The 11,899-nt window shown below is 68.7% G+C and carries 11 protein-coding genes; 10 read left to right on the top strand and 1 reads right to left on the bottom strand.

Features of this window, described 5'->3' with window-relative positions; all coding sequences use genetic code 11:
- The 6 genes from ACE5CZ_RS13800 to pip form a co-directional block, all read left to right on the top strand.
- On the top strand, nt 1–1,465 hold a 1,465-nt coding region (locus ACE5CZ_RS13800; RefSeq protein WP_374947910.1), incomplete at its 5' end, for an acyl-CoA dehydrogenase.
- A gap of 227 nt (nt 1,466–1,692) precedes the next feature.
- Entirely contained in the window at nt 1,693–2,619 is a 927-nt protein-coding gene (locus ACE5CZ_RS13795) for an ABC transporter ATP-binding protein (RefSeq protein WP_374947909.1), read from the top strand.
- Entirely contained in the window at nt 2,616–3,440 is an 825-nt protein-coding gene (locus ACE5CZ_RS13790; protein ID WP_374947908.1) for an ABC transporter permease subunit, read from the top strand. Before ACE5CZ_RS13795 ends, ACE5CZ_RS13790 begins: the two co-directional genes overlap by 4 nt.
- A 5-nt stretch (nt 3,441–3,445) precedes the next feature.
- Entirely contained in the window at nt 3,446–4,828 is a 1,383-nt protein-coding gene (locus ACE5CZ_RS13785) for a sensor histidine kinase (RefSeq protein WP_374947907.1), read from the top strand.
- Nucleotides 4,825–5,535: a response regulator gene (locus ACE5CZ_RS13780; protein ID WP_374947906.1), complete on the top strand. Its 711-nt coding sequence runs from the start codon at nt 4,825–4,827 to the stop codon at nt 5,533–5,535. Before ACE5CZ_RS13785 ends, ACE5CZ_RS13780 begins: the two co-directional genes overlap by 4 nt.
- A 26-nt stretch (nt 5,536–5,561) precedes the next feature.
- Entirely contained in the window at nt 5,562–6,524 is a 963-nt protein-coding gene (pip, locus tag ACE5CZ_RS13775; RefSeq protein WP_374947905.1) for a prolyl aminopeptidase, read from the top strand.
- On the opposite strand, the gene ACE5CZ_RS13770 is transcribed toward pip, so the two are convergent.
- A complete protein-coding gene (locus ACE5CZ_RS13770; protein WP_374947904.1) occupies nt 6,521–7,825 on the bottom strand; it encodes a hypothetical protein in 1,305 nt (434 codons plus the stop codon). The two genes, pip and ACE5CZ_RS13770, sit on opposite strands and share 4 nt — an antisense overlap.
- 223 nt (nt 7,826–8,048) lie before the next feature.
- Between ACE5CZ_RS13770 and ACE5CZ_RS13765 the strand changes: the two genes are divergently transcribed.
- From ACE5CZ_RS13765 to mtnB, 4 genes are read left to right on the top strand one after another with little or no spacing between them, the layout of a single operon-like run.
- Nucleotides 8,049–9,137: a hypothetical protein gene (locus ACE5CZ_RS13765; RefSeq protein WP_374947903.1), complete on the top strand. Its 1,089-nt coding sequence runs from the start codon at nt 8,049–8,051 to the stop codon at nt 9,135–9,137.
- Entirely contained in the window at nt 9,134–10,345 is a 1,212-nt protein-coding gene (locus ACE5CZ_RS13760; protein ID WP_374947902.1) for a phosphotransferase, read from the top strand. The genes ACE5CZ_RS13765 and ACE5CZ_RS13760 overlap by 4 nt, the downstream gene beginning before the upstream one ends.
- Nucleotides 10,342–11,070 (top strand): acireductone synthase, encoded by a 729-nt coding sequence (gene mtnC / locus ACE5CZ_RS13755; protein WP_374947901.1) that lies wholly within the window; start codon nt 10,342–10,344, stop codon nt 11,068–11,070. The genes ACE5CZ_RS13760 and mtnC overlap by 4 nt, the downstream gene beginning before the upstream one ends.
- Nucleotides 11,067–11,720 (top strand): methylthioribulose 1-phosphate dehydratase, encoded by a 654-nt coding sequence (gene mtnB / locus ACE5CZ_RS13750; RefSeq protein WP_374947900.1) that lies wholly within the window; start codon nt 11,067–11,069, stop codon nt 11,718–11,720. Before mtnC ends, mtnB begins: the two co-directional genes overlap by 4 nt.
- The last annotated feature ends 179 nt before the right edge of the window (nt 11,721–11,899 follow it).

Genomic DNA, 11,899 nt, shown 5'->3' with positions numbered 1-11,899 from the left:
CGCCCAGCTCATCACCGAGGGCATCAACCACGGTGTGCACGCGTTCTATGTGCCGCTGCGCGATGCCGAAGGTCGATTCCTGCCCGGTATCGGCGGCGAAGACGACGGACTCAAGGGCGGCCTCAACGGCATCGACAACGGTCGCCTGCACTTCACGGGCGTGCGCATCCCGCGCGAGAACCTGCTCAACCGCTACGGCGATGTGGATGTCGACGGCACGTATTCGTCGCCCATCCAGAGCCCGGGTCGCCGTTTCTTCACGATGCTCGGCACGCTCGTGCAGGGCCGCGTCTCGCTCGATGGCGCATCCGTGGCCGCGGCCAAGGTCGCCCTCGCGATCGCCGTTCGATACGGCAACGAGCGCCGGCAGTTCACCGCCGGCAGCGACACCGACGAAGAGGTGATCCTCGACTACCAGGTGCACCAGCGCCGGCTGATTCCGCTGATCGCCACGACCTACGCGGCGAGCTTCGCCCACGAGCAGCTGCTCACGAAGTTCGACGGAGTGTTCTCGGGCGCCACCGACACGGATGCCGACCGACAAGACCTCGAGACCCTCGCGGCCGCGCTCAAACCGCTCTCGACCTGGCACGCGCTCGACACCCTGCAGGAGGCGCGCGAGGCGTGCGGCGGTGCAGGATTTTTGGCCGAGAACCGTCTGGTCGGTCTGCGCGCCGACCTCGATGTGTACGCCACCTTCGAGGGAGACAACCACGTGCTGCTGCAGCTCGTGGCCAAGCGGCTTCTCACCGACTACAGCCGACGCTTCGCCAAGGCCGACGTGGGAGTGCTCGCCCGATATGTGGTGGAGCAGGCCGCGGATCGCACGGTCAGCGGTTCTGGCCTGCGCACGCTGGCGCAGAACATCTCCGACCGGGGTTCGGTGGGCCGCAGCGTCGAGCAGCTTCGCGAGACCGGTGCCCAAAGGGCGCTGCTCACCGATCGGGTCGAGTCGATGGTGGCCGACGTCGCCGGCAGGCTGCGCCCCGGAACGAAGTCGTCGAAGCAGGTCGCCGCAGACCTCTTCAACGCCAATCAGAGCGCGGTCATCGACGCGGCCAGAGCGCACGCCGAGCTGCTGCAGTGGGAGGCGTTCACCGATGCCCTCGACGAGATCGACGACGAGGCCACCCGCGTCGTGCTCACCTGGGTGCGCGACCTCTTCGGCCTCGGCTTGGTCGAGAAGCACCTGGCGTGGTACCTCATCAACGCACGCCTCTCGCCCAAGCGAGCCCAGGCCGTGACGGCCTACATCGACCGTCTGATCGCGCGCCTGCGGCCGCACGCCCAAGACCTGGTGGATGCCTTCGGCTACGGCCCCGAGCACATCCGCGCGTCGATCGCCACGGGCGCCGAGGCGGAGCGCCAGACGGAGGCGCGCGACTACTACGCGGAGCAGCGCGCATCGGGCGAGGCGCCAATCGACGAGAAGACCCTGTCGAAGAAGCAGAAAGAGCGCATCTAGCGCCGCCGAACGCGCCCCTGGCGGGCAGCCGCTCGGTCTACGAGGGAGCGTTCGCCCGCTGGAGGCGCGCCGGGGATGCCCGTAGTACCCCGGTACGACACGCGTCTATCAAAGCCGTCCTTGCGGGCGATTCGCCCAGCCTCACGCACTCCTAGTCTCGAAGAAGTGGAGGAGGGTCGGCCTCCTCCACGCTCACGTACCGACGCACGTTCGACAGGAGATCATTCATGATCGAAGCACAAGCCCTCACCAAGCGCTACGGCTCGAAGACAGCCGTGGATGCCGCCACGTTCACGGTGCGGCCCGGCAAGGTCACGGGCCTGCTGGGCCCGAACGGTGCGGGAAAGTCCACCACGATGCGCATGATCGTCGGCCTCGACAGGGCGACCTCGGGCAGCGTGCGGGTAAACGGTCACTACTACGCCGAGCATTCGGCTCCGCTTCGCGAGGTCGGGGCACTGCTCGACGCGAAGGCGATTCACTCGGGCCGCTCGGCGTACAACCACCTGCTCGCATTGGGAGCCACCCACGGCATCGGCGCGGCCCGGGTGCGCGAGGTGATCGACCTCACCGGGCTGCAGGCCGTGGCCGGCAAACGGGTGGGCGGGTTCTCACTCGGCATGGGCCAGCGACTCGGCATCGCGGCCGCCCTTCTGGGCGACCCGCAGACCCTGATCCTCGACGAGCCCATCAACGGGCTCGACCCCGAGGGCGTGCTGTGGGTTCGCGGGCTGCTCAAGCACCTCGCCTTCGAGGGCCGCACCGTGCTGCTGTCGAGCCACCTCATGAGCGAGATGGCCATGACGGCCGACCACATCATCGTGTTCGGTCGGGGTCGAGTAATCGCGGATGCCCCCGTGGCCGACATCGTCGGAGAGGGCGCCATCACCTCGGTGCGGGTCTCGAGCCCGCAGGCGGCTGAGCTCGCCCGACTGCTCGCGGCTCCGGATGTGCAGGTCACCTCCGCAAGCGGGTCGACGCTCGACGTGGCCGGCGTCTCGGCGGCGACCATCGGCGGAATCGCCGCATCCAACGGTCTTGTTCTGCACGAGTTGACCACTGTCACCGGCTCGCTCGAAGATGCCTACCTGCGCCTCACCGCAGATGAAGTCGAATACCACACCCAGTCAGTCACCCCGGAGGTCGTCCGATGAGCACGCTAGCCCAACCCGACGTGGCCAGGGCCACCCATCTCGACGTGGCGGGCCGCGGACTGTCGGCCGCAGGCATCCTGCGCAGCGAATGGATCAAACTGCGAAGCCTTCGATCGACCTGGTGGTCGTTCGGCATCATCGTCGTGATCCAGGTGGGCATCGCGGTCGTCTTCGCGCTGACCACGACTCCGATGGAGGCGCAGCTGCCGCAGGATGCCGTGACAGACACCGTGATCAGCATCGCGACCCTCGGGCTGCTCTTCAGCCAACTCGTGATCGCCGTGCTCGGCGTGCTCGTGATCAGCGGCGAGTACTCGACCGGGCAGATCCGTTCGTCGTTCATGGCCGTGCCGAGCAGGCTGCCGGTGCTGGCGGCGAAGGCCCTCGTGTTCGCGGTCGCCACCTTCGTGGTGGCGCTGGCCGGCATAGTGCTGAGTTACCTCGTGACCATGCCCATCCTGGCGTCTGCGGGTGTCGAGGCCGCGCCCGGCGACCCGAACCTGTGGGTGCGGTTCGTCGCCGCGGCGGGGTACCTCGTGTTCATCGGCCTGATCTCACTGGGCATCGGCGCGGCACTGCGCTCGACCGCCGGCGGAATCGCGGCGAGCCTGGGCCTGCTGCTGGTCGTTCCGACGATCTTCCAGCTGATCCCGGCCGAGTGGGCGGGAGTCGTGGCGGGATGGCTGCCCGGAACGGCGGGCCAGAACCTGTTCTACCTCGGTGGAACGTTCGAGCCCTGGCAGGCCCTGCTGGTTATGCTCGGGTGGGTCGGGGTGGCGCTCACATCGGCGGCAATCCTGATGAAACGAAGGGACGCGTAGCTCTCGTGTCGACCGATCCAGCCATGGTGCCCTCGCTCCAGGCTGGATCGTCGCGCGTGCCGGGACCGAAACGCGTCGCGGACTACGACCCCCACGGGCTCGGACTGCCGAAGCCCCCGGGTTTCATCCGCACGTTTTTTCGCCGCAATCCGTGGATCGTCGACGCGGTGCTGATGGGCTTCTTCTACTACGCATCAATCGGCTCGATCATCGCGTCGACCAACCTCTCCTCGGTGTTCGTTCTCGTACTTTCCGCGGTACTTTCGCTCCTTACGACCGCCGCCATACTTTTTCGGCGCTTCATTCCGCGCATTCTGGCTTCCGTCTCGTGCGCACTTCTGCTCGCAGTTTTTCCGGGAACGATCGGCTCGTCGGTCGGCGGCGTGGCCCTCGTGATCGCCCTGTACGCACTCGCGGTCTACCGCTCTGCTCGGTCGGCGTGGCTCTGGACCATCATCGGAACCAGCGCGGCGATCCTCGGCACGGTCGTCGGGGGAGTGTCCGACGTGGCTGTGCTGGTCGTGTCGATCTTCGGTTACGGCATGATCTTCGTCATTGCGACCCTCATCGGCATCACCGTGGGCAACCGGGCGAGGTACATGGATGCGCTGCTGGCCCGCGCTGCCCAGCTGGCCCGCGAGCGAGATCAGCAGGCGAAACTCGCCACGGCATCCGAAAGGGCGCGCATAGCCCGCGAAATGCACGACATCGTCGCCCACAGTCTCACCGTGATGATCGCGCTCGCCGACGGCGCGACGCGCGCCGCGACCAGCGACGCCGATCGGGCGATGGATGCGATGGGGCACGTTGCAGAGATCGGGCGTACGTCTCTGACAGACATGCGCCGAGTGCTCGGAGTTCTGACCGAGGCATCCGGCGACGATCCGGCACGGGTCTCGGCTGCCGTTCCCTTCGCGCCGCAGCCCACCTTCGACGAGCTGCACCCGCTGATCGAGTCGTATCGGGCCGCCGGGTTGCCGATCACGCTGACCGTGTCGGGCGCCGTGCCCGACGACTCGGTCGCGCAGCTGACGGTGTTCCGCGTTGTGCAGGAGGCTCTGACCAATGCGCTGCGCTACGCACGCATGCCGACACGGGTCGAGGTCACCGTCGACTTCACGAGCTCGGACGCCACCGACGTGACCGTGCTCGACGACGGACTCGGCGTGCCCGCCGGTGCCGCGCCAGCAGGGACTGTCGCGGGGGCCGTCGCGGCGTCGATCGGATCGGGCAGGGGGCTCATCGGCATGCGCGAACGCGTCTCGCTCTATGGCGGCACTGTCGAGGCCGGGGTGACCGAACCGCGAGGCTGGCGCGTGCACGCGAGAATCCCCACATACGCGCAGACCCGAGTACCCGATCTTCGACCCGAGAGCACATCTGCATGACCATCGCCCCCGATCCCGCCGGCCCTGTCGAGCACCCGGCCGTGCGCATCCTGCTCGTCGACGACCAGGCCCTGCTGCGGGTGGGCATGCGCATGGTGCTCGAGTCGGAACCGGGATTCGAGGTTGTCGGCGAGGCCGGCGACGGACGCGAGGCCATTCGACAGGCGCGCGGCCTGCGGCCCGACGTGATTCTCATGGACGTGCGGATGCCGGTGCTCGACGGCATCGAGGCGACGCGCGAGATCGTGAGGGAACAGCCGGCGAGCCGCATCATCATCCTCACGACCTTCGACCTCGACGAGTACGCGTTCGCCGGCCTGCGCGCCGGTGCCAGCGGGTTCCTGCTCAAAGACGCCCGACCCGCCGAGCTCGCCACGGCGATCCGCGCCGTCGCATCCGGAGACGCGGCCGTGTCGGCGCGCATCACCCGCGAACTGCTCACGATGTTCGGCGACAGCCTTCCGGATGCGCCGGGCGGGGCCGCGCAGACCGCCTCGGCTGCCAGGCTGGCCGTGCTCACCGAGCGCGAACTCGAGGTGCTCACCGCGATCGGCGAGGGGCTGTCGAACATGGAGATCGTGGCGCGCTTCGTGCTGTCGGAGTCGACCGTGAAGACGCATGTGGGCCGAATTCTGCAGAAGCTCGAACTGCGCGACAGGGTGCAGGCCGTGATCCTGGCGTATGAGACCGGGCTCGTGGGGCGGTAGGGGACGAGGTCTCCTAAAATCGGAGCATGCGCACCCTCTACCCCGAGATCGAACCGTTCGACTCCGGCCTCCTCGATGTCGGCGACCGACAGTCGATCTACTGGGAGACCGCGGGCAACCCCGACGGCAAGCCGGTGGTCTTTCTGCACGGAGGACCGGGCGGGGGATCAAGTCCCACCCACCGCCGACTCTTCGATCCGAGCCGTTACCTGATCGTCGTGCTCGACCAGCGCGGCTGCGGGCGCAGCCTGCCGCACGCCAGCCAGCTGGGATTCGATCTCGCGACGAACACCACCTGGCACCTCGTCGCCGACCTCGAGCTGCTGCGCGAGCACCTGTCGATCGACCGCTGGCAGGTGTTCGGCGGATCGTGGGGCAGCACCCTCGCGCTGGCCTACGCCGAGACACATCCCGAGCGGGTGACCGAGCTGGTGCTGCGCGGCATCTTCACCCTGCGACGCTCCGAGTTAGACTGGTTCTACGAGGGTGCGGGCGCCAACGAGGTTCTGCCCGATCGGTGGCCTGGCTTTCTCGCGCCGGTTCCGATAAACGAGCGGGGCGCCCTCATCCAGACGTACTCCCGTCTGCTCAACGACCCCGACCCGGCCGTTCACGGGCCAGCGGCCGTCGCGTGGGCGACGTGGGAGGCATCCGCCATCACCCTGCTGCCGCGCCCCGAACTCGTGGCCGCGTTCGCCGACCCCACCTATGCGCTGGCGTTCGCGCGCATCGAGAACCACTACTTCGTCAACGAGGGCTGGATGGAGGACGGTCAGCTCATCGCGCGCGCCGGGGTGCTGCGCGACATTCCGACCGTGATCGTGCAGGGCCGGTACGACCTGTGCACACCGGCCGTCACCGCGTGGGATCTGCACGAGGCATTGCCCGAGGCCGATTTCCGCATCATTGCCGACGCGGGGCACGCGTTCGACGAGCCCGGCATCCTCGACGCGCTGATCGAGGCGACCGACCGGTTCGCCGCGAGCTAGCGGTTCTCCGCCGTGTCGGCTTCGCCGGATTCGTCGCTCGGCTCGTCGTTCGGCTCGTCGTCGACGAAACCGCCGACAGCCAGCTGCAGGGCCCGCGAGAACGCGTGCGCCCGGTCGGGCTCGACGGCATAGCGGATGCCTCCGGCCGGCACGGGCGATTCGGTGAGCGCCCCCGAGGCGGCGAGTTCGCCGAGCACCGCGAGAGTGCGCTCGGACGCGTACTCGTTCGACAGTCGGTGCACCTCGGCCGAGAGTTCCTCGTCGTCGTCGCCGAACAGGCCTTCGTCGTCGGGGTCGTCGTGGTCGGGCCGCGCATCGTCGAAGACGAGGTTGAGGGCGTCGACGGACGCTCCGGGAAGCAGGTCGGGGGAGAGGGCCACGCAGAGCTGGCCGATGACCCGGATCGTGACTTCCGAGCCCAGCTCGGTGTCGGCATCCAGTTCTTTGGTGAGCCACCACGTGATGTAGTGGCGGATGAACGCCACGCGCAGGTCGAGGCCGGCGTCGCTGCCCCAGTAGGCGAAACCTTTGCCGGCACGCAGTGTCGTTGCGTCGACCGTGATGATGTGCGCCTCGGTGAGGGCGTACCACCAAGCCGAGAGCGGCCGCGAGTCCCACATGCTGCCACCGGGCACGGGGCGCTGTTCGGGCAGGCCGAGCATCGCGGCGACGATCGGGATGTCAGCCGTGCGGAGCGCTCCGGTCGCCGTGAGAGTCTTCTTCTCGCCGATCCACTCGAGAAACGCGGGGATCGCGGCGATCGGTGCCCAGCGGTCGAGGGATTCGAGCTGCGCATCGATCGGGGCCGCCTCAATCGTCTCGAGGCTCTCGACCAGCAGAGCGAAAAAGCCCGATGCCGCCCCGCCCTCGTCGCCCATGAGTTCGTGCACGATCTCGGAGCTCTCCTCGAGCTCGGCCGTCGTGCCCTTCCAACGCTCGGTCTCTATGAGGAAGTCGAGCAGGTGGTCGAGCACGTCGACGACCGAGGCGCCCTCCCAGATGGGATCGTCGAGCTCGGTGTCGTCGGCCTCGTCGAAATGGTCGAGCAGGGCGTCGAGGGTGTCGGGAACCGGATGCGCGAGGGTGCGTTTTCCGGGGAGGGCGGCGGTGACCGACGCGGCCCGGGAAAACGACGCGAGCATGGCTTCGGGCGTCGGGTGGTCGTCGAGCCCCTCGGCATGGGTCTTGTACCAGGCGCCGAATGCGAGCGTCAGGGCAGAGATCGCGGTGGGGGATGTGCCGACGGAGCGGGACACCCCGGTGCGCTTCTTCGCGCTGGATCGCTTCTTGCTCCGGGGCATGTGCTGCTCTCCATCGGTGCTCGGGGTGGGGTCGTTCCATCGTAGGGCGGGGCGGGTGCGTGGCTAACTGAGGACATTCTCGTCACGCGGTCGATGTGATCGTTCTCATGGGGGCGTTTGCCGAAGATGACCTCAGTTGACTCGACAGGTCCATACCGCAGAGCCCTGCCTGCGAAAGCTCGGTATCCTCGATGGGGGCTTTCCCGACAGGCTAGGAGCGCGTGTGACCCACATCGATGAGCCGGGGCTCGCCGGAGCGCGGCAGCCAGTCGCCACGCTCGACGACTCCGTGCGGCTCGTCAGCGATGAGCGCTCCGGTCCGCACGCCGTGCTCATCCTCGATCGCCGCGTCTTTCCGGATCGCACCGAGTGGGTGCGGGCGGAGACACCCCTCGAGGTCGCACAGGCCATCCGGGCGATGGTCACGCAGAGCTCGGGCCCGCTCTACGCCGCGTATGCCGGCCTCGAACTGGCCGCCCTGCAGGCCCGCGGCCTTGCGATCGACGCGGCACGCGCATCCATGGCCGCGGCCGGACACGCGCTCGCCACGGCCCGGCCCACCAACGGCCACCCCCGCGAGGCCGTCGAGCTCGTGCTTCACACGATCGAGCCGGCGACCAGCACGGCCGAGCTCGTCGAATGCGCGGTCGCCGCCGTGCGCGAGGGCCTCGACGAGTACCACGAGCGCAGCCGCAGTCTCGCCCGCCATGCGGTCGAGCTGCTGCCCGACGGCGCGAAGATCCTCACGCACTGCTGGATGGACTCCTACCTGATCGAGCTCGTCGCCGCCGCGAACGAGGCCGACAAGCGCTACGACTGGGTCACCACAGAGACTCGTCCCTATCTGCAAGGAGCCCGGCTCACCGCGCACACACTGCGCGAGCTCGGCCAGAACGTCACCCTCATCACCGACGGCATGGGTGCGGCCGCCCTCGCGCCCGGCTCCTCGATCGGGCCGATCGACGCCCTCGTGACCGCCGCCGACCGGGTCAGCCTCGACGGCAGCATCGCCAACAAGGTGGGAACCCTCGGCCTTGCCATCGCCGCCCACACCTTCGAGGTTCCGTTCTATGCGCTCGCGCAGGCCCCGGATGCGACGCTCGCGTCGGGCGCGGACATCGTGATCGAGAACCGTGACCCGGCCGAAGTGTTGTCGACGCTCGGAACGCGCACCGCATCCGGCCTCGTGACCGACGCGTGGTACCCGGCCTTCGACGTGACCCCGCCCCGTTTCGTCACCCGCATCGTGACCGACCGCGGAGACTTCGCGCCGGGCGAAATCGCCGAATACTTCGACAGGGAGCGCCCGTGACACTCTTCGACTATGCCCTGTTGACGGGCCGCGACGAGGTCGTGGGCTACCTGTCGCATATCGGCCTCGTGGCCACGCTGGCCGACGATCCCGACGAGGTGACCGTGCGCGAGGTGACCGCCGGCAACATGAACCGCGTGTTCATCGTCGCGGGCCCGCTGGGCAGTCTCGCGGTGAAGCAGGCGCCGCCGTTCGTGCAGGCCGCCGGCCCCGAGTGGCCCATCGATCCGGCGCGCATCGGCGCCGAGGCGCGGGCCTACGAGCTGCTCGCCCGCGTGGTTCCGGATGCAGTTCCCGCGATCGTGCATGTCGACCTCGACCGCTTCGTGCTGGTCATGGAGGACCTGTCGGCCCTCGAGGTTCTGCGCGACGAACTCGTGCGGCAGGTTCAGGATGCGACGGCCGGGCGCCCGGTGTCGTACATCGACTACGGCGCGGTCGGCGACGTGGTGGGCCGTTTCGTGGGCGAGCTCAGCCTGGCGACGAGCGTGCAGGTGCTCGGGGCACCGGCCCACGCGCAGCTGGTCGAAGAATCTGCCAACGCCGAGCTGTGCCGGCTGACCATCGACGTGGTGCTCGACGAGCCGTTCCGCGGCCACGAGCACAACTGGTGGCATCCGTCGCTCGACGAGAGGGTCGCTGCTCTCTACGCCGACCGCGAAGTGCAGGCGGCGGTCGCCCTTGTGCGCGACCGGTTCGAGCACTCGGAGCAGGCGCTGCTGCACGGCGACCTGCACTCCGGATCGGTCATGATCGGATCGACTCCCGAGCAGACGAACAAGGTGACCGTCTTCGACCCGGAGTTCAGCTTCGTGGGGCCGATCGGTCTCGATCTCGGGCTGTTCTGGTCGAACCTCGCCATCGCATCCATCGCCGCCCGGGCTGCGGGCCACGACGGTCTCGCGGCGGCCCGCGAAGACGCCATCGCGGCGAGCTGGCAGGCCTTCGTCGAGGTCTGGGAAGACGCTTCCGTGTCGTTCGACGACGACTTTCTCGAGAGCGTGCGAGCGGATGCCTGGCGCTTCGCCGGCGTCGAGGCGATGCGCCGAGTCGCCGGCTGGTCGCACGCCGCCGACCTCGAGACCCTGCCGTCCGACGCCGCGCCGCTCGCCCAGCGCGCCGTCTTCGACGCGGCCCGGCACTGGATCGTGACCGGAACCGTCACCCCGCTCACCCTGCCGACGAACGACCCTGGAGCACTATCGTGACCGACACCGCATTCCTCTCGCTGACCGCGCGCACCCTCGTGGTCGACCTCGAGGGCACCACGAGCGCGGCCGGGTTCATCCTGGGCGACCTCTACGACTACGCCCGCCCGCGCCTGCAGAGCTGGCTCGAGGCGCACGCGAACGACGCCGCCGTCGCCGAGGCGCGCGCGCAGGCGATCGCCGACGCAGGGCTCCCGTCGGGGGCCGATACCGAGCAGGTCGTCGGCGTGCTGCACGACTGGATGGCGCAGGATGTGAAGGCGACGCCACTCAAGACGCTGCAGGGCCAGATCTGGGCCGAGGGCTTTCGCCGCGGCGAGATCAACTCGCACTTCTTCGACGACGTGATTCCGCGCCTGCGCGCCTGGCATTCGAACGGCGTGCAGGTCGCGGTCTTCTCGTCGGGATCGGTCACCTCACAGGTGCCGTGGTTTCGGCACTCGCCCGAGGGCGACCTCACGCCGTTGATCACCGACTACTTCGACACGGTCAACGCGGGCCCCAAGAAGGTGGCGGCGTCGTACGACACGATCGCGGCACGGCTCGGCGTCGAGCCGGCAGACATCGTCTTTTTCACCGACAACCCCGACGAGGTGCGCGCCGCCCAGAACGCCGGATGGCAGGTGGTCGCGTTCTCGCGCGAGGGCGAGCCGTTCTTCGGCGCCGACTTCGGAACCGCCCCCGTGGTCTCGTCGTTCGAGCACGTCGAGGTCACGGCTCCGTGAGCGTCTTCGAGGGCGGTCCCGTGACCGAGGAGGTACTCGCGCGCGCGGGTTCTTCGCTGGCCGCCGAGAGCGCGCGCTTCGCCGCGCGTGGCTGGATGCCCGGAACGGCCGGCAATCTGTCGGTCACGCTGCGGCGCGACCCGCTTCGGCTGGCGGTCACGGCATCCGGTCTCGACAAGGGGGAACTGACGCCCGCCGACATCGTGGTCGTCGACTCCGACGGCGCCGGCGTGCGCGGCGAGGGTGGTTCGGAGCAGCGACCCTCGGCCGAGGCAGGCTTGCACGCGCGCATCGCGGGGGTCACGGGTGCGGCAGCGATCATCCATGTTCACGCGCTCGCGGCCGTGACAGCCGGGCATCTGTGGCCCGACGGCGTCGTGCTGCGCGACCTCGAGATGCTGAAGGGACTCGGGCACTCGGCCCACGGCGAGACGGTGACGATTCCCGTGATCGCGAATGGACAAGACATGGCGTTGCTGGGCGATGCGTTCGAGGCGCTGTATGTGCGGCCGGTTTGCGGCGGCAACGACGTGCCCGCCCTGATCGTGGCCGACCACGGCATCTACGCGTGGGGCACGGACCTGCGCCAAGCGCGCTGGCACCTCGAGCTCGCCGAGGCGCTGCTGCAGATCGCGCTCGCGCGACGGTAGTCGCTGCGAAGTTGTGCAGCCTCGGCCCCCTGCTCGTCGCTCTACGACGAGGATCGGCTGAGGGCGTACAAGAGGACGCCGTGCTCTCTCACCCGGCGATGCTCGGCAGTGGCGTGAGGCCGAGGAACGCTCCGGCCACCACGGCGCAGGCTGCGGCGATGACCAGGAACACCCCGACC

Source organism: Agreia sp. (genome assembly GCF_964263775.1).
In the GTDB taxonomy this organism is placed as follows: domain Bacteria; phylum Actinomycetota; class Actinomycetes; order Actinomycetales; family Microbacteriaceae; genus Agreia.
The sequence above is the reverse complement of the archived record's forward strand: the minus strand, read 5'-3'. Positions and strand labels throughout refer to the sequence as shown.

What these genes read in the sequence shown, in the direction of transcription:
- ACE5CZ_RS13795 (WP_374947909.1), top strand. Translation starts at nt 1,693, where the DNA reads ATGATCGAAGCACAAGCCCTCACCAAGCGCTACGGCTCGAAGACAGCC.
- ACE5CZ_RS13790 (WP_374947908.1), top strand. Translation starts at nt 2,616, where the DNA reads ATGAGCACGCTAGCCCAACCCGACGTGGCCAGGGCCACCCATCTCGAC.
- ACE5CZ_RS13780 (WP_374947906.1), top strand. Translation starts at nt 4,825, where the DNA reads ATGACCATCGCCCCCGATCCCGCCGGCCCTGTCGAGCACCCGGCCGTG.
- pip (WP_374947905.1), top strand. Translation starts at nt 5,562, where the DNA reads ATGCGCACCCTCTACCCCGAGATCGAACCGTTCGACTCCGGCCTCCTC.
- ACE5CZ_RS13770 (WP_374947904.1), bottom strand. Translation starts at nt 7,825, where the DNA reads ATGCCCCGGAGCAAGAAGCGATCCAGCGCGAAGAAGCGCACCGGGGTG.